This window comes from Acetobacterium bakii (assembly GCF_001263355.1).
Lineage (GTDB): Bacteria > Bacillota > Clostridia > Eubacteriales > Eubacteriaceae > Acetobacterium > Acetobacterium bakii.
Genome location: NZ_LGYO01000008.1, coordinates 1 through 17,812 on the forward strand (window position 1 = coordinate 1; position 17,812 = coordinate 17,812).

The window sequence follows — 17,812 nt, forward strand, 5'->3', positions numbered from 1 at the left end:
CACCATTTTAGTATTTTAACCACACAGCGTTGTGGTTTTTTTCTTATTTGCATATACTATTATGAATTAATGAATAGTGACTAGGTCTTAGATTGGGAAAAGGAAGATATTTATAAATAAAAGATGATATTGTTCCTGAAATTGAAGCAGAAATTCTTATACTTAATTTTAACTCATTTAGTTAAGAAATAAAGCCCAAACAAATTCGTAGCAAAGCCCAGCTATTTTAAGCTTGACGTTGGGTTAATTTAGATTTCATTTGAGTCCAATGAGATTTCAGTAAAATTAATAGTTGAAAAGCTTGCAGATCAACTATATAAATGATATAATTAATATATTGCGGAAGTGGCTCAGTGGTAGAGCACTGGCTTCCCAAGCCGGGGGTCGCGAGTTCGAATCTCGTCTTCCGCTCCAAAAGTGAATATTACCTGGAACCTCAAACTAGCTAATTTCAGTGGTTTGAGGTTTTTTGATTTCTAGTAATAATAATTGATGATAATAGTTATTAAGACGATGTATTTGAGAAAATATTGCTATTGATGAAATTTCAAGTTGAAATCCAAATGAAAAGTGAGATTAGAGTAATATCTTATTGGTTTTTACTGTGAAATCACTATAAAAGTGCTAAAATATAGAAAAATAAATTTAACAAATGGCATATTGCAAGTGATTTTAAACACAAGCAAAATATTATACATAGAACATCCTTAAGTTTATTAAACAAAGAATCCTCAAAAAAAATCATCAATGACAAAACTGAATATTTAGAATATAATGTAGTTGTAAAGAAGGGAGAATTAAATATATGATTAATTTAACAATTGATGGACAAAAAATTAGTGTCGAGTCAGAAACAACTGTCCTACAGGCAGCCCGTTCTATCGGCATCGACATACCCACTCTGTGTAATTTCAAAGATTTTACTCCAGACGGTAACTGTCGAATGTGCTTGGTTGAGGTGGTTGGGGCGAGAAGATTGGAAACTTCTTGTTCAACTCCTGTTGCAGAAGGTATGGTGGTTAATACCAATACAACAGAAGTTCGTAAAGCACGACGATTTGTATTAAAAATGCTTATGTCAGATCACTCATTTGACTGCGTGACCTGTTATAAATATGGTTGCTGTGAATTTGTCGAGTTTAGCGGCAATTGTATCGAATATGACGCGGTTAAGGAATTTGGAACAGAGAGGGTCATGAAAAAGCCTATTGACACTTCCAATCCGTTTTATGATTATGATCCAAATAAGTGTGTATTATGTAATCGTTGCATAAAAGTTTGTGAACATCTCCAGTGTAATCACATTTTAGCGCAATGTGATAGGGGTTATGATACCACTATTAATCCAGTTTTTGAAATACCACGAGGAAAGTCCGAGTGTGTAAGCTGTGGAAATTGTATCGCAGTATGTCCCACGGGTGCATTGGCACCTAAGCATTTTAAGCCGTTTGTATATACAAAAAATGTCGAAACAATTTGCCCTTACTGTGGGGTTGGTTGCACAATCAATCTTAAGGTAATGGATAATAAAATTACCGATGTATATAGTACTGAAGGGAATGTAAATGATAACTTATTGTGTGTGAAGGGCCGTTTTGCACACGATTTTGTAAGTAGTGAAGATCGATTGACAACACCTTTGATTCGCAAAAATGGTATCCTGGAAGAAGCCTCTTGGGATGAAGCCATTTCGTTGATCGCCGAAAAACTTAAAGAAGCAAAGGCTGATGGTCCTCAAGCTGTTGCAGGATTGTCATCAGCCCGTTGTACCAACGAAGATAACTATGTATTTCAAAAATTCATGAGAGTTGTTGGCGGTACCAATAATGTGGATCATTGTGCACGTTTATGCCATGCCTCAACTGTTGCAGGTTTAGCCCAATCTTTTGGTAGTGGAGCCATGACCAATAGCATTGAAGAAATTGATATTATGGATGTGATGTTTGTTACTGGCACCAATACCACTGAAACACATCCAGTAATTGGCGCAAAGATTAAACAACGGCAGCAAAACGGTGGGGCACTCATCGTTGCCGAACCGCGTAGAATAGAACTGGCAAAATATGCGGATGTGTATTTGCAAATTAAGCCTGGAACAAACGTTCCCTTGTTCAATGGGATGATGCGCGCTATTTTAGATGCAGGGCTTGAAGACAAAGCCTTTATTGATAAACGTACAGAAGGTTATGAAGCATTTAAAGAATTTATGGATACTTTAACCGTGGAAGGCTGTGCCGAAATTTGCGGAGTAGATTCTGAAGATATTCGTAAGGCTGCCATTTTATTCGCAACAAAAGAAACCGGAGGTATTTTCTACTCGATGGGAGTTACCCAACATAAAACAGGAACCGACGGGGTTATGTCAACGGCGAACTTAGCGATGCTCACCGGTAAAATTGGACGGGAGGGTTGTGGAGTGAATCCACTACGTGGACAAAACAACGTTCAAGGTGCTTGCGATATGGGGGCATTGCCTGGAGATCTTCCAGGATATCAAAAAACAGCTAATCCTGAAGTTGTTGAAAAATTTGAAAAAGCCTGGAATGCTAAAATTCCTGATAATCTTGGAAAAACAGTTACTGAAATTATTGACGGTGTTGGAGAAGAAATTATTAAGTTTCTTTATATTATGGGGGAAAATCCGGTGGTCTCGGACCCAAATACTAACCATGTAAGAGCCGCTCTTGAAAAAAGCAATTTTCTTGTTGTTCAAGATATTTTCTTAACCGAAACAACTGAATTTGCAGATGTGGTATTGCCAGCCTTTGTTTACGCAGAAAAGGATGGAACGTTTACCAATACAGAACGAAGGATTCAGCTTTTAAGAAAAGCTGTTGAAGCCCCAGGTATTTCGAAAAATGATTGGGAAATCATCGGTTTAATTGCAAAGAAGATGGGCGTAGAAGGTTTTGATTTCACCAGTGATGATGAAATAATGGATGAAATAGCATCAGTAACACCGAGCTATGCAGGGGTATCCCTGGAGCGCCTTCGTAATGGTGATCGGATTCAATGGCCTTGTTTAAGCAAGGATTCCGAGGGTGCAAGATTTCTGCATGCTGAAAAATTCACACGGGGTTTGGGGGCATTTAAAATTGCAGATTATATCCCGCCAGAAGATCAGGCCGATGAAGAATATCCTCTTATTTTAATGACCGGTCGAATTCTGCAACATTATCATTCAAGAACAATGACAATGCGAACACCTGGGATCCAGGAGATTGCAGGAGATGCGTTTGTTGAAATTAATCCAATGACCGCTAAAGCGTATGGAATTGAACAGGGCGATTTCATTAAAGTCACCTCTCCAAGAGGAGTCGTTAGTGCAAAGGCACGTTTTAATGAAGGTATAATGGAAACAAATCTCTTTATGCCTTTCCATTATGGAGAAACAGGTGCGAATTATCTAACAGGTGGCCAGTTAGATCCTGTTGCAAAAATTCCACCATTTAAAGTGGTTAAAGCTAAAATCTGCAAAGAACTTTAAAATTGTTTTGTGAGAAGGGGAGCGAGAGCTCCCTTTTTTTGTTTTCAAATATGAGAAAGTTGTTGCACCAATTGGTTTTTTACGAGAAAATGGAGTGAGCGATTATTCACTAATGGAGTAATATGGGAAAGGAAAAAAATGGGATTTAATTTATCACTGGTCAGTTTTTTTGTTTTAATCATAGCATATTTAATAGTGGCAGAAATTTTCACTGTTCTGTTTCGGTTGACAGGATTAAGAGAGGATAAGGCTAGATTTCAGGCGATTTCCTGTATGACAAACAGTGGATTTACAACCAAAGAAAGCGAGCTTATCCTCAATTCAGTAACGCGTCGGCGTTTAGCCCGGATTATGATGATTTTTGGTTATCTTTTTGCAGTTACAGGGGTTTCAATTTTAGTAAATTTGTTCATTCGTTCCTCTGGCGATCAAATAAATTGGTGGACACTGGTATATTCGCTTATATTTCTGATCGTTATTTTAGTATTGACACGATCCAAATGGATAGTAAGGAAATTCGATAAGCTGGTAGAATCATTGGCGAAAAATAAAACGAAAGGTGCCTTTTACAATAACGTTCGGATCTTGGAAATGTTTCACGATAAACTGATTGCTGAGATCTTTGTAACACATATTCCCTGTGAAATTAAGGGAAAAACACTATTGGAAATGAATTTTAGACATACATATAAATTAAATGTTCTATTGATCAAGCGTGGAAATACTATCATGGATCATGTAGTGGCAGCAGATGAGATTAAACAAGGAGATCGGGTTTTAATTTACGGATCTAAGGATAACATCATGGAGCTATTCAAAGATAATATTTAAAAAAGATTAAAATAGGTTGACAAAGTACATAGAGTTTGTTATTATAATCAGGCACGTTACAGATGGTTCTTTACAGGAACACCAGTAATAATGCTTTTGCGGATGTGGCGGAACTGGCAGACGCGCTAGACTTAGGATCTAGTATCTTACGATGTGGGGGTTCAACTCCCTTCATCCGCACCAATTTAAGCGGAAGTAGCTCAGTGGTAGAGCATCGCCTTGCCAAGGCGAGGGTCGCGAGTTCAAATCTCGTCTTCCGCTCCAAAATTTAATAAATTTGAAAAAACTTAGACATTGTCTGGGTAATTCTTTTTTAATCTTCTGTGTGCGCCCTTAGCTCAATTGGATAGAGTGGCTGGCTTCGAACCAGTAGGTTGGGGGTTCGAGCCCCTCAGGGCGCACCATTATATCGAAAAGCTGTCACCATCACAGATGGTGACTTTTTTTATTCTGAAAAACGCAATGAGGAGCAATAAATGAATTCTGAGCTTACCATAAATAAATCGATTTTACATGTTTTAGATACCAACGCGAGCATCCCTGTTTTATCGGATGTGCTGTTGAAGATGACACCGGGAGTTAAGGAATATGTTGAGAAACATGTCCAAAAATCAATGAAAGATCCTGACATAAAGCGAACTGTCTTTAGAAGCCAAAGTAGCTTTAAAGAGCATATTTCGGATTATCGAGGTCATTCTGATGAACTAGTCCGGGTTAGCCGAGAAATATCGCAGCTGTTTTTCGATTATATGATAGAAAACATTGAAATCCCTTCAGCAGATCTTGTTTTTGTGGACTTTAATGTTGATCACGAAGTTTATCTTGGAATTTTCAAATTTAATTATAAGCATGGATATATTCACTACGTGAATAATGATAATGGGTTATCCAATGATATCCTGGTTCAGCCCTGTGTGCTGCCCACTGAAAGTCAAAAACTGGATGAATTTGTGGTTATTAATCTGGGAACAGACGAGGTTTTGATCAAGGAAAAGAAATATCTCATTGACAATCAAAAGGATTTTTATATCTCCACTACATTACTGCTGTGCGAGGATGCCATTTCTGAAAAAGAAGCCTTTGATATTGTGGAAAAAACAGTCAAGAAAATCATCGCCACAGAATATTCCGGTGATTACGAAAAACTCAATACACTTAAGCAGGTAATGGCGGATGACTACGAAGCGGATAGTGAAATTGATATTGATAACATCGCAAACATGACCTTTAGCGGAGATACTTTGGTTCAGACTAAGTTTAAAGAAGCCGTGGAAGAAAATGGATTGTATGACAAAAAGTTCCAGGTGACGGCAAATATCGAAAATAAAATTTTTAAAAAGCAAAAATTTGTTACTGACACCGGCATTGAAATAAGCATTCCGGGGGATCAGTTAAACAGAAACGATATTATCGAGTTTAGAAATAACCCGGATGGGACGATTTCAGTGGAAATAAAAAACATCGGATTATTGAATCAAAGATAAAAGAGATAGCGGAGGGATGAGAATGGTTGCCAATAGAAAAATAATCGAAAAGAATAAATTTGCTTCGTGTATGCCCATGATTTCAAAAAATGAAATTGTGTTGTATAAAGAAACGGAGAAAAATGAAAGTCAGTATGATTTTATCGAATGGCGCCGGGATTATTTTCGTCCGGGAGAGATATTAACGGCTGAGGAAGAAATAACGGTTTTTAAAAAATTCAAAAAAGCTAGTCTGAATTCGGGGATAATTTATACTTTTCGAAGCCATTGCGAGGGTGGTGCTTTTGAAATTAAGGACAGCGTCCGATTGAAAGCCATCGAAGCTGCCGCTAGTTTGGCTGACTATGTGGACGTTGAGTTAAAAAGTGATGCGGATTTTTTGAAATCTGTAAAAGAAATACTTAAAAACACTGACTGCGGATTAATTTTGTCTCATCATAACTTCATCAAAACACCGGATGGAAAAGAAATTAAGGAAATTTTTGATGCTATGGAAAATCAAAATGCGGATATTCTTAAACTGGCAGTGATGCCTTCATCTGAAGCGGATGTTCGGCAGCTCATCAGCGCAACTCTTATAAAAAATCAAAGTATTGCAAAGCCTATTATTGCCATTGCCATGGGAACTCTTGGGGTAATCACAAGAATTGCTCCGGATTTATGTGGGGGGTCACTGACCTATGTTGCTGGGAGTGGTACAACAGCGCCAGGGCAGATAACTCTGGAAGAAATGCTGCTTTATCGAAAGTTTTTGGGTTTGATAGTATGACCAACCCATGAAAAACTAATTAAAGTCAAGATCTTAAACTAAAAGCCCAAACTGCATTNNAATGCAGTTTGGGCTTTTAGTAATTTGACGTCTGACTATTCATGGAAGAAATCCGTGAAGTTAGAATTTTCGATAAGTTTAAGTGCCAGCCATTTTGAAAAATAAGCAATTAGGATACCAATGATAATGCCCGCAATGACATCGGTGGGGTAATGGACAAAAAGATAAAGGCGGGAAAATGAAATAAGCAGTGCAAAAACAACCAGACCCCAACGCCAGTAATCCTTTTGCGTAATAAAATAAGCCCAGACAATGGCAAAGGCCGAGGCACTGTGCCCAGAGGGGAAGGAAAGGTCAATAGGCTTTGGAATAAGAAGGTTGATTTCATAGGCCGTAAAGGGCCGTGGACGTGCCACGAAGGGTTTAAGACCTAGATTTACAACGAGAACACATAGGGTCAGCGAAAGCAACATGGTTAGCCCAGTTAAGCGGGTTTCTTTTTTAACCAGCAAAAAAGCCACCAGCGGAAGTCCCCAAAAGATGTCGCTCCAAAAATTAGTAATGAAAATAAAAAAGCCATTGAGCTGTTCGAAAACAAGATGATTTTGTATCCAAATTAAAATAGTAAGATCCATTAATCCTCCAGACAGTCGTTATCTCTGATTTCCCAGTCGATGGGGGTGGCTCCGCGGCTTTCCAAAAGGGCATTGGTTTTTGAAAAAGGACGGCTGCCGAAGAAACCCCGGTGAGCGGATAGTGGGCTTGGGTGGGGGGACATGATTATAGGATGCCTGGGGTTTGTGATCAAAGATGCTTTTCTTTGGGCATCACGACCCCAAAGTATGAAAATTACCGGCTCTTCGCGTTGATTAAGAATTTCGATGATTCGGTTGGTAAAGGTTTCCCAGCCCATGTTTCGATGGGATGCGGGCTGCCCGCCCCGGACGGTAAGAACCGCATTCAGAAGCAGTACTCCCTGATGCGCCCATTTTTCAAGACAGCCATGGCTGGGAATGGCGTATCCCAGATCAGCATTGAGCTCCTTATAAATATTAAGAAGTGATGGGGGGATGGCCACACCGGGTTTAACAGAAAAAGCAAGACCCTGGGCTTGATTGGGACCATGATAGGGATCCTGGCCAAGGATGCACACCTTGGTTTGGTCGTAGGGCGTTAAGTGAAAGGCAGTAAAAATATCCTCTTTGGGAGGATAAACTGCATTGGTTTTATACTCTTCAATTAAAAAGTGTCGCAGCTGTTGGTAATAGTCCTGATTGAGTTCCTCCTGGATCGGAAGTTCCCAGTCGTTGTTAAAATGAATAGTCATACTAATCCTCCCCCGAAGAAGTGTTCATAGAAATCTTCGTTCATTAGTTCTTCAAAATTTTCGATGTGGCAAAGGGTTGCATTCTGAATGGAATCCAGACAATGGTATTGATATTTATCATCCACGGAAATTACCCGCATTCCCGCGGCCAGAGCCCCGTGTATACCTTCTAAGGTATCTTCGAAAACCAGGCAGTTTTCAGGGGAAACTGCCAGGGATTTTGCGGCCGCTAAAAAAACATCAGGGGAAGGCTTACCCATACCAACTTCACAGGTAAAATGAAGTGAGTGAAAATAGTGGGCAATGCCGTAATGAGGAAGAAAAAGTTCCAGGGTTGATCGGGTATTTGAAGTGGCGATGGCCATCGGGATATGATGGGTAAAAAGCCAGGATAAAAAAGCCAGAGCACCTGGTTTAAAATCAATTTTTGATAAAATATTTTCTCGCGACATAGTATCCCATTCGAATTTTATAGCTTCAATTGAATCGGGAAGACTAAATCGTTTTTTAAAATAGTGGGCCGTTTCGGTGAAACTTTTACCCGAAATTTCGGTTGATAAGTCATTAGGGCAGGTAAGTCCGCGTTTTCCAAGATATTCGATATCAATTAAATGCCAGAGTCCCATGGAATCCACTAAAGTCCCATCGAAATCAAAGATAATGGCTTGTGTTTGTTGTGTAATCATTTATAAGGCCTTTCTTGTGTGGGTTATTATTAAATTATACACTAAAAGGAGATTTACAACGATGATTTTTTATCATTCACAAGAATACATGATTATGCTATAATGAATAAAGTATACAATATCATAAGTGCAATAGGAGAGGTATGATGGACAAAATCATCGTTAAAGCTCGGGCTAAGGTAAATCTGTCTTTGGATGTGCTGGGTACTCGTGAAGATGGCTACCATGAGATGCAGATGGTTAATCATTCTATTGAGCTGCATGATACACTGACTTTTGAGGCCTGCGATGAAGAGGTGAATTTAACTTCTAACATTAAGGGAATTCCATTGGATGAAAAAAATTTAGTGATAAAGGCGATGCGAAAGCTGCAAACTTATGCTGACATCGATAAGGGGATAAAAATACATTTGGTCAAGCGAATTCCTTATAAGGCCGGTTTAGCGGGAGGAAGCAGTGATGCGGCGGCCACATTAAAGGGACTTAATACACTATGGCATTTGGGCCTTACACGCCAGGAACTTTTAGAAATTGGCGCGGCCATTGGTGCGGATGTACCTTATTGCCTTATGGGAGGAACCGCATTGGTGGAGGGGATTGGTGAAAAAATAATCCCGTTACCACCCATTAAAAAGTTATATGTGGTTGTGGTGAAGCCCAATGTGAACATTTCAACGCCCTGGGCCTTCAGAGCTTTGGATCATCATGTGATCCAAAAACGGCCGGATATTCCCGGGGTTATTCGTTCCCTGGAAGCAGAGGACTATACTGAATTGCGCCAGGCAATGGGGAATGTTTTTGAACCGCTTGTTGCAGCAAAATTTTTGGAAGTTAATGACATTAAGCATGGATTACTGGATCATGGGGCAGCAGCATCAATTATGACAGGCAGCGGACCTACAGTGATTGGTTACTTCCCGTTGAAAGCGGAAGCCTGGAATGTTTGGAAAATGTTTTCAAAAAAATACAGAATGTGTTTTCTCAGTGAAACATATTAAAATAAAGGAGAATAGAATGCAGGAAGAAAAAAAAGGATTAAATCTTGATATTAGCTCGTGTAAGCCATTAAGAGAAATTGTTTTTGAAACCATTCGCTGCGCAATTATTACAGGGGAGTTAAAGCCTGGCCAACGTCTTATGGAAGTTCAGCTTGCTGAAGAAATGGGCGTGAGTAGAACGCCGGTCCGGGAGTCTATACGAAAGTTGGAATTAGAGGGTTTGGTTAAGATGGTTCCCAGGAAAGGCGCCTATGTTACGCCGATGTCGGTGAATGATCTTAAGGAAATGATGGAGATTCGTCGGGCACTTGAAGGTTTGGCCGCAGAACTTGCCGCTGTAAATGCCACAGCGGAAGAAATTGAGCAGCTTAACGTTGCCAATCAGCGATTTGGAGAAGCGGCTTTAAAAAATGACGAGGAGGGGATTATTAAGTACGATATGGATATTCACGAAATCATTTATAAGGCTTCGGGGAATATGAAATTACTTCAAATGATCAATAGCCTCCGGGAGCAGATGCAACGTTTTCGTTCAGAATATGTCCATCGGATCGACGATAAAACACCGTTGGTAAATCAACACATGGAAATTATTAAGGGCATCGAATGCAGAGAAGGGGCCAATGCCAATGCGGCGGCTTGTGAACACATTTTTTCTACCGGAGATAATATGTTAAAATTATTGTAATGACTGTCTGCTTCAAAAGAAAAAACGAATGGGCCTGTGATTAAGGACAAGCCCATTCGTTTTTATTAATTCTATGGCTTTATTCGAGCTTTCCAAGATCATTATTTTCAAGAAAGTTTTTATTGGTAAGTAAAGCAATGACAAGAAGAATACTTCCACAAACAACAAAAATATCTGAAAAATTAAAAATTGCAAAATTAATGAATCGGAAATCCAAAAAATCCACAACAAAATTAAATCTTAGCCGATCGATTAAATTACCGGCCGCTCCTCCAATAATCAAGGAAATGGAAATGTTTACCCAACGATTTTCTTTTATCTTTGGAATCTTGATTAGCAGCACAACCAAAACGCCAATAAATAAAATAGATGTTGCAATCAGAAAAAGTTGCATATCAGAAAAAAGACTAAACGCAGCCCCGGTATTTTCAACATAGGTTAAATGAAAAACATTGGGAATCAAAGGAAAAGATTCAATGGGATTTAATAGATTGAGTACTAAATACTTTGAATATTGATCAAGAAAAATGGCAAAAATGATGATGGAAATATAGATCATGCTTTCTCCTAGTTCTAGTTTTTGTTCTCCTCAAAATATATGATAATATTCGCTAAATTACAAGGAAAACTTTCATATTAAGTGATTTTATTTTATATTAATCTTATCTTAAGAATCCGTTGGAAACTGCTTTCGCTTTTTTAAGTAAAGTGTTAAGATATTACTCGGATTAAAAATCATACTGGAGGAAACTGTGAAACTCAAACTTGATATGGAACTTATAAAAAAATACAGCTACATTTTGGTTGGAGCATTGTTGCTCATTTTCATCTATAAAATTTTGGATAACTTTGGAACAGTTGCCAATACTTTTTTGAATACGCTTAGAGGAATTATCAAAATATTGATGCCAATATTGATTGGCTTGGTATTGGCGTATTTTCTTTTCCGGCCAATGCGGGGCATAGAAAAGTTTATTTATAAATTGCTGCCAAAAAGCCGAAAGCATCCTGGAGGTGTACGACTTGGAGCCATTCTGATTGTTTATATCATTACCATTACATTAATTGTGCTTTTCTTTTATGCTACAATTCCATCAGTTTTTGATAGTTTAACCGGCCTTATTAATCAAATGCCAGATAGTTTAGTAAAAATTGATGAGATGCTCGGCAGAACTATGGCGAAAGGAGGCCCGGCCCAGGATATCCTAGCAGGGCTTAATGGGACTATTGATGGACTTCAAAACCTCACCTCCCGGGATATTATGAATCAAATAACCTCCTATTTCGGAACAAATCCTGATTCCATCAAGGAAATCAGCAATGTTGCTTTTATTTTTGTTAAAGGGACGGTGGGCTTCATTATTTCGTTTTTTATTGTTTTTTTCATCGGGCTTTATCTAATGTTGGACAAAGAAAAAGTTTTTCAGCAAGTCGATCGTTTTGCAAAAGCAGTGATGAGTAAGAAAATTTACAACGGATCTCATTGGGCCGGGATCACCATTGATGATATTTTTTATAAATACTTCACTGGAAAAATTCTCACATCGATGCTGATCGGATTCCTTTTTTATCTGGGATTATTGATGATTGGTGTGGAATATGCACCACTTTTCGGTATGATCGTCGGAGTTACCAACGTGATTCCATATTTTGGACCGATTATTGGCGCCGTTCCCGCAGTGGTGATAACCTTGATTGACGATCCGATAAAAGCCGTGTGGGTGGCAATTTGTATTATTATTGTTCAGCAATTTGATGGTAATGTTCTGGCGCCTAATGTTTTAGGAAAAATTGTGGAATTGAATCCTTTCTGGGTTCTGATAAGTGTTATTATTGGCGGCAGCCTATTTGGCATACTTGGATTGTTTGTGGCGATTCCAATGTGCGCAGTTATTAAGGTATTCATTGAAGAAGCTTTAACGCGTTGGGAGCGTAAAAAAGAGCGCTTGTTATGGGACGACTTTTCAGAAATAAAATAGTAAAATTATTGCATAGGAACTCCTCTGCAAGTAGCGAAAGGATAAATTTAAAATGAAAAATGTATTTGACGTGTTGCAAGAACGTGGCTTTATTGAACAATGCACCCACGAGGAGGAAATCAAAGAACTGCTTGGGAAAGAATCGGTTGCCTTTTATATCGGATTCGATCCAACCGCTGACAGCCTTCATATTGGACACTTCATTCAAATTATGGTAATGGCCCATTTGCAGCAACATGGACATCGTCCCATTGCATTAATTGGTGGCGGAACCACCATGATTGGCGATCCCTCGGGACGATCGGATATGCGTCAGGTAATGACACCTGAACGCATTGCACTAAATGGTGAAAAGTTTAAAAAAGTCTTTGAAAAGTTTCTTACCTTCGAAGAGGACAAAGCAATAATGGTAAATAATGCCGAATGGCTGCTGCCGCTTAATTATATTGACTTTCTTCGGGATGTGGGAACCCATTTCTCAGTGAATCGGATGCTTTCAGCGGATTGCTATAAATCACGCTATGAAAAAGGACTTACCTTTTTAGAATTTAACTATATGATCCTCCAGGCCTATGATTTTTATGTGCTCCATAAGGAGCACGGATGTAAAATGCAGTTTGGCGGAAATGACCAATGGTCAAATATTATTGCCGGAATTGAGCTTGTCAGGCGTAAAGACGGGGAACAGGTTTATGGCATGACCTTTTCGCTTTTAACCACCAGTGAAGGCATTAAAATGGGGAAAACAGCTAAGGGTGCCTTGTGGCTGGATCCAGACAAAACATCTCCCTATGAATTTTACCAATACTGGCGAAATGTTGCTGATGCTGATGTTGAGAAATGTTTGTCACTATTGACCTTTCTGCCCATGGAAGAGGTGCACCGTTTGGGTGCTTTGGAAGGATCGGATATTAATCAGGCAAAAGAAGTTTTAGCCCTTTATGTGACTAAACTTATTCATGGAGAAGTGGCAGCTAAGGCATCAGAGGCCGCCGCCCATAAACTTTTTAGCGGAGACCAGGGAGATGCCGATATTCCCAGTGTTGAATTAAGAAAAGAAGTGTTAGGTGAAGGAATGGACATTCTTTCACTGTTGGAAATCGCAAAATTGATTCCTACCAGAAGTGAAGGGCGACGACTGGTACAACAGGGCGGTATTTTGGCCGATGGCAAAAAAGTTGAAGACTTTAAGGCGGTATTTACCCCGGAAGATTTTAATGACGGAAAACTTGTTCTAAAAAAGGGAAAAAAAGCATATAAACAAATTATTTTAGTATAGAAGGTGACATATGATAAGTTCAAAAGCCGTAAGAGGTACCAGAGATATACTCCCTGATGAAATGAAAATTCGGGATCAATTGGAACAACAGATATTAGAAGTCTACCGAACCCATGGCTTTTCCCGAATCGAAACACCGGTAATGGAAAATTTAGAGCTGCTACTGGGAAGTGAGGGCGGCGAAAACCTGAAAATGCTTTTTACTATTTTAAAACGAGGCGAAAAGCTAGAGCTGACACCAGAGGCAAGTGTGCTTGATCTGTGTGATATGGGCTTGCGTTTTGATTTAACCCTGCCGCTGAGCCGCTTTTACTCAAACAACAAGGAAACCTTGGAAGGCCCTTTTAAAGCGATTCAAATAGGAAACGTATTTCGGGCGGAACGTCCGCAAAAAGGCCGGTATCGGTCCTTTAAGCAATGTGATATTGATATTATTGGCGATCCCACGGTTAATGCTGAAATTGAGTTGATGGACACAACCGCCAAAGCCTTGCTGGCCATTGGTTTTAAAGGTTTTACCATTAAGGTTAATCACCGTAAATTGCTGGGTGCGATGATTCAAAAGTCCGGATTTTCAGCAGATGCGGTCGGAACCATTTGCATTTCCCTGGATAAGATGGATAAAATCGGCGTGGCTGGCGTCACCAGGGAATTAATCAGTAAAGGTCACGATTCAAATGCAGTCGATAAGTTGATGACCTGTGTGACAACCATCACCCTGGAAAATCTGGAACAGTGGGTTGAAGATCCTGAAACCATTGAAGCCCTGGTGACAGTGATAAACACGGTTAAGGTTCTTGCCAAAAATAATTTTGAGGTGGTCTTTGACTTTTCGCTCATACGTGGGATGGGTTATTATACCGGACTGATTTTTGAAGTAAGCTACGGACCCTATGGCAGTGCCATAGCCGGTGGCGGCCGCTATGACAACATGATCGGCAGATATGAAAAAACATCGGTACCGGCAGTTGGCTTTTCCATCGGATTCGAGCGCATCATCAATATTCTCATGGACGAAAAAGGGGATGCCGTTCAAGACGAAAAGGCGGTGATTCTATTTTATGAACCGCAAACGGATAAGCTTGCTGAAGTCATTGCTTTGGGAGATGCCTGGCGTAAAAAAGGATATGTCGTAAACCTTATGGCCATGAAGAAAAAATTTGGAAAACAGATTGCCGCCAATGACAAAGGACGCTACCAGGGATTTTTAGTTTTTGGCAGAGACGAAGAAATTAAAAATTTTTAAACGACAAATAAATGTCCACAAATAGGTTTGCAAGACCCCGAAGCGCCCGCAACAGCCGGTGCTTTTTTGTGATAAATTTCAGTGATGGGATTATTAGGTGGCAATTTGAAAAAACTGTGTTATAATTATACGTTAACAAATATATTTACAAAGGATAAATGAATGTCAAGAAAAATAAATTTAATTGCCACAGCTGCTTTTGGTATCGAAAGTGTGGTTAAAGATGAGATTAAAAAACTAGGATATGAAATTACCGAGGTGGAAAATGGGAAAATTCGGTTTACCGGTCCATTGGAAGCCATACCCCGGTCAAATTTATGGTTGCGCTGTGCAGACCGAGTTCTTTTAGAAATCGGTCGTTTTAAAGCGGTTACCTTTGATGAGCTTTTTGAAAAAACAAAGGCTTTACCATGGGAAAATTATATTCCCGAAGATGGCGAATTTCCGGCGGCTAAGATTACCAGCGTTAAATCCACTCTTTTTAGCAAATCTGATGGACAAAGGATTGTTAAAAAAGCAGTTGTCGAACGACTTAAGTCAAAATACCATGTGGATTGGTTTTCTGAAAACGGGGGAAAATACCCGATTCATATTCAAATTTTAAAAGATGAAGTGACTCTGTCCATTGATACCAGTGGGTCAGGTTTAAATAAACGCGGTTATCGACAGCATGGGAATGAAGCACCATTGAAGGAGACCATTTCGGCTGCATTGGTTTATCTTTCGCGTTGGAAGCCCGAACGGGTTTTTCTTGATCCTCTTTGCGGTTCCGGTACCATTGTCATCGAAGCGGCAATGATCGGAAAAAATATAGCACCGGGACTCAAGCGGGAATTTGTTTCGGAATCATGGGACTTTATTCCAAAAGAGCTCTGGGAGCAAGCACGTCAAGAGGCTCAAGAAGCCATTAATGACAAGCAGTTTCTTCTCTTGGGTTCAGATGTTGATCCAGATGCTCTTAAACAAGCCCGCATTAATGCCGAATTGGCTGGAGTAAGCGACTATGTGGCTTTTCAGAAACTGCCGGTCCAAGCCGTTGAGACCAAGAAACGATATGGGGTCATTATTACCAATCCGCCTTATGGTGAGCGTATCGGCGAAGAAAAAGAGATCCAGAGACTATATCGGGATATGGGAAAGGTGTTTAGAAGCCTGGGAGACTGGTCCTATTTCGTAATTACTGGATATGAACGGTTTGAAAAATATTTTGGAGAACCTTCAACGAAAAACAGAAAACTATACAATGGTGACATTAAAACACATCTCTATCAATACTACGGACCATTACCACCACGAAAACGAAAGCCGATTGAAGAATTTGCCAAGGTCGAAAATACTAACGAATAATCCATTAATAAATAGAAAAATATAGAATAGGTGAAAAGATGAAACGAGAAACAAATAATCAATCAAAGACTGCAACAACCAGTAAGCCCCGTGGAAAAAATAAAGATCGCGCACCAAAGAGCGGAACAGCCGGAGCTGCTTCCAGAGGCAATAAAAGACCCCGAAAATTTGAAGCCGGCGGTCCTCATGAAGAACGCGCCACTCACAAGCCTGAAGGACATGGAGCTAAAGAAGAGCAAAATCGGCATAAATTTGAAAAACGCGGGCCCCAGGAAGAACGGACGCCACGGAAATTTGAAAGCAAAGGACCCAAGGAAGAACGCAGCCCGCGCAAATATGAGCCCCGGGGCCCTCGACCGGATCGCAATAATCGCAGTCTTGATGATCGTAAACCACCACGTAAATTTGACGGATTTAACCGAGAAGAAGAAGGGGTAGATGAAGAAACTTTTGTCATTATCGGAAAAAATCCCGTCATGGAAGCGCTTCGATCCGGTCAGGATATTGATAAATTATTGGTCCTCAAAGATAATACCGATCATGTGCTTAAGAAAATTATGGATAATGCAAAAAAACGCAATATTATTGTTAACTCTGTTGATAAAGCCAAACTTGAATACTTAGCAGATGGTGAGAATCATCAAGGGATTATTGCCCTGATGGCACCATTTCCCTTTAGCACCATTGATGACGTCATCAATCATGCCAAGAAAAAAGGCCGTGATCCCTTCGTTGTTATTTTAGATCACCTTACCGATCCCCACAACCTGGGTGCAATTATTCGAAGTGCCAATGTTTGCGGTGCTGATGGGGTTATTATTCCCAGCCGACGTTCAGCATCGCTGACCGCTGTCTCAGTAAAAGCATCATCTGGAGCAGTGATTCATACGCCTATTGTGAAAGTAACCAATTTAAGCCAGGCTATTGATGAGCTTAAGAAAAAAGGCTTCTGGATCATGGAAGCAGACATGAAGGGCCGACCTTACTATAAAGCTGATTATAAGGGATCTCTGGCAATTGTTATTGGCAATGAAGGCGTTGGAATCAGTCCTAAAATAAAGAAACAATGTGATTTTTCAGTGACCATTCCGATTTATGGGGAAATTGAATCCTTCAATGCTTCAGCCGCGGCCGCAATTATTTTTGCAGAGGCTGCAAAACAAAGAATGCAATGAAAACCCTGCTGATTGTGGATGGCTATAATGTCATCCATGGTTCGGAGGATTTAAAACGTCTTTCGGATATTCAACTGGAAGAGGCACGTGAAAAGCTGATTGAAGATTTAAATGGCTACAGTGGATTTAAAGGATGGGAAACCATCCTTGTATTTGATGCATATCAACAAGAATCCTTTGATGACCGGGAAGAAATTCGGGGACGGGTTAAGGTGGTTTTTACCAAAAAAAATAAAACTGCTGATACATATATCGAAAAACTGGTTTACAGTCTTCCAAAGGCCTATACGGTGTTTGTCGTGACCTCGGATTATACCCTTCAGCGGATGGTACTAGCCAGTGGTGGCGAACGGGTTCCCACCAGAGAATTGATTGAAGACATGGCACTTACTTTAAAAAAATTCAGACAAGAGAAAAGAATACCCCAAAAGCAACAGTCAACGCTAAAAGATTTTATGGATGAAGAAACTCTTGAAAAATTCAGAGCCATGCGCATTGAAGAGTCATGAGAGGATG

The 17,812-nt window shown here is 39.8% G+C and carries 16 protein-coding genes and 4 tRNA genes; 16 read left to right on the forward strand and 4 right to left on the reverse strand.

The window, feature by feature from the left end; translation table 11 throughout:
* Positions 1-339 precede the first annotated feature (339 nt).
* The 8 genes from AKG39_RS03340 (at position 340) to aroD (ending at position 6,571) form a co-directional block, all read left to right on the forward strand.
* Positions 340-414: transfer RNA gene (locus AKG39_RS03340), tRNA-Gly, on the forward strand.
* A 391-nt stretch (positions 415-805) separates the two neighbouring features.
* Positions 806-3,487, forward strand: coding sequence for a formate dehydrogenase subunit alpha (gene fdhF / locus AKG39_RS03345; protein ID WP_050738949.1), 2,682 nt, complete (start codon positions 806-808; stop codon positions 3,485-3,487).
* 138 nt (positions 3,488-3,625) lie between these two features.
* Positions 3,626-4,318 (forward strand): TrkA C-terminal domain-containing protein, encoded by a 693-nt coding sequence (locus AKG39_RS03350; protein ID WP_050738950.1) that lies wholly within the window; start codon positions 3,626-3,628, stop codon positions 4,316-4,318.
* Between the two features lie 98 nt (positions 4,319-4,416).
* Positions 4,417-4,501 (forward strand) — tRNA-Leu (locus AKG39_RS03355).
* Positions 4,502-4,507: 6 nt separating this feature from the next.
* Positions 4,508-4,582 (forward strand) — tRNA-Gly (locus AKG39_RS03360).
* A 63-nt stretch (positions 4,583-4,645) separates the two neighbouring features.
* Positions 4,646-4,722, forward strand: a tRNA-Arg gene (locus AKG39_RS03365).
* A gap of 72 nt (positions 4,723-4,794) precedes the next feature.
* Positions 4,795-5,802 carry a nucleoid-associated protein gene (locus AKG39_RS03370; RefSeq protein WP_050738951.1) on the forward strand — a complete coding sequence of 336 codons (1,008 nt, stop codon included), beginning with the start codon at positions 4,795-4,797 and terminating at the stop codon, positions 5,800-5,802.
* Between the two features lie 22 nt (positions 5,803-5,824).
* The gene (gene aroD, locus AKG39_RS03375; RefSeq protein WP_050738952.1) at positions 5,825-6,571 is read left to right on the forward strand and encodes a type I 3-dehydroquinate dehydratase; all 747 of its coding nucleotides are present in this window, start codon (positions 5,825-5,827) and stop codon (positions 6,569-6,571) included.
* 95 nt (positions 6,572-6,666) lie between these two features.
* Here the strand turns inward: aroD and AKG39_RS03380 are convergent, their stop codons facing one another.
* From AKG39_RS03380 to AKG39_RS03390, 3 genes are read right to left on the reverse strand one after another with little or no spacing between them, the layout of a single operon-like run.
* Positions 6,667-7,206 (reverse strand): phosphatase PAP2 family protein, encoded by a 540-nt coding sequence (locus AKG39_RS03380; protein WP_050738953.1) that lies wholly within the window; start codon positions 7,204-7,206, stop codon positions 6,667-6,669.
* Positions 7,206-7,898, reverse strand: coding sequence for a uracil-DNA glycosylase (locus AKG39_RS03385; RefSeq protein WP_050738954.1), 693 nt, complete (start codon positions 7,896-7,898; stop codon positions 7,206-7,208). The genes AKG39_RS03380 and AKG39_RS03385 overlap by 1 nt, the downstream gene beginning before the upstream one ends.
* Positions 7,895-8,584 carry an HAD family hydrolase gene (locus tag AKG39_RS03390; RefSeq protein ID WP_050738955.1) on the reverse strand — a complete coding sequence of 230 codons (690 nt, stop codon included), beginning with the start codon at positions 8,582-8,584 and terminating at the stop codon, positions 7,895-7,897. The genes AKG39_RS03385 and AKG39_RS03390 overlap by 4 nt, the downstream gene beginning before the upstream one ends.
* Before the next feature lie 146 nt (positions 8,585-8,730).
* Between AKG39_RS03390 and ispE the strand changes: the two genes are divergently transcribed.
* Positions 8,731-9,582: a 4-(cytidine 5'-diphospho)-2-C-methyl-D-erythritol kinase gene (ispE, locus tag AKG39_RS03395; RefSeq protein WP_050738956.1), complete on the forward strand. Its 852-nt coding sequence runs from the start codon at positions 8,731-8,733 to the stop codon at positions 9,580-9,582.
* A 16-nt stretch (positions 9,583-9,598) separates the two neighbouring features.
* The gene (locus AKG39_RS03400) at positions 9,599-10,270 is read left to right on the forward strand and encodes a GntR family transcriptional regulator (protein WP_050738957.1); all 672 of its coding nucleotides are present in this window, start codon (positions 9,599-9,601) and stop codon (positions 10,268-10,270) included.
* A 79-nt stretch (positions 10,271-10,349) separates the two neighbouring features.
* Here AKG39_RS03400 and lspA read toward each other — a convergent pair whose 3' ends face one another.
* The gene (gene lspA / locus AKG39_RS03405; protein ID WP_050738958.1) at positions 10,350-10,829 is read right to left on the reverse strand and encodes a signal peptidase II; all 480 of its coding nucleotides are present in this window, start codon (positions 10,827-10,829) and stop codon (positions 10,350-10,352) included.
* A gap of 193 nt (positions 10,830-11,022) precedes the next feature.
* On the opposite strand from lspA, the gene AKG39_RS03410 reads away from it, so the two are divergent.
* The 6 genes from AKG39_RS03410 (at position 11,023) to AKG39_RS03435 (ending at position 17,805) form a co-directional block, all read left to right on the forward strand.
* Positions 11,023-12,249 carry an AI-2E family transporter gene (locus tag AKG39_RS03410; protein ID WP_242852546.1) on the forward strand — a complete coding sequence of 409 codons (1,227 nt, stop codon included), beginning with the start codon at positions 11,023-11,025 and terminating at the stop codon, positions 12,247-12,249.
* Between the two features lie 52 nt (positions 12,250-12,301).
* Positions 12,302-13,528: a tyrosine--tRNA ligase gene (gene tyrS, locus AKG39_RS03415; RefSeq protein ID WP_050738960.1), complete on the forward strand. Its 1,227-nt coding sequence runs from the start codon at positions 12,302-12,304 to the stop codon at positions 13,526-13,528.
* Between the two features lie 10 nt (positions 13,529-13,538).
* Entirely contained in the window at positions 13,539-14,774 is a 1,236-nt protein-coding gene (gene hisS, locus AKG39_RS03420) for a histidine--tRNA ligase (RefSeq protein WP_050738961.1), read from the forward strand.
* A 162-nt stretch (positions 14,775-14,936) separates the two neighbouring features.
* Complete coding sequence (locus tag AKG39_RS03425; protein WP_050738962.1) at positions 14,937-16,121, forward strand: THUMP domain-containing class I SAM-dependent RNA methyltransferase; 1,185 nt, start codon at positions 14,937-14,939, stop codon at positions 16,119-16,121.
* A 38-nt stretch (positions 16,122-16,159) separates the two neighbouring features.
* Positions 16,160-17,296, forward strand: coding sequence for a 23S rRNA (guanosine(2251)-2'-O)-methyltransferase RlmB (gene rlmB, locus AKG39_RS03430; RefSeq protein ID WP_050738963.1), 1,137 nt, complete (start codon positions 16,160-16,162; stop codon positions 17,294-17,296).
* Positions 17,293-17,805, forward strand: coding sequence for an NYN domain-containing protein (locus AKG39_RS03435; protein WP_242852547.1), 513 nt, complete (start codon positions 17,293-17,295; stop codon positions 17,803-17,805). The genes rlmB and AKG39_RS03435 overlap by 4 nt, the downstream gene beginning before the upstream one ends.
* The last annotated feature ends 7 nt before the right edge of the window (positions 17,806-17,812 follow it).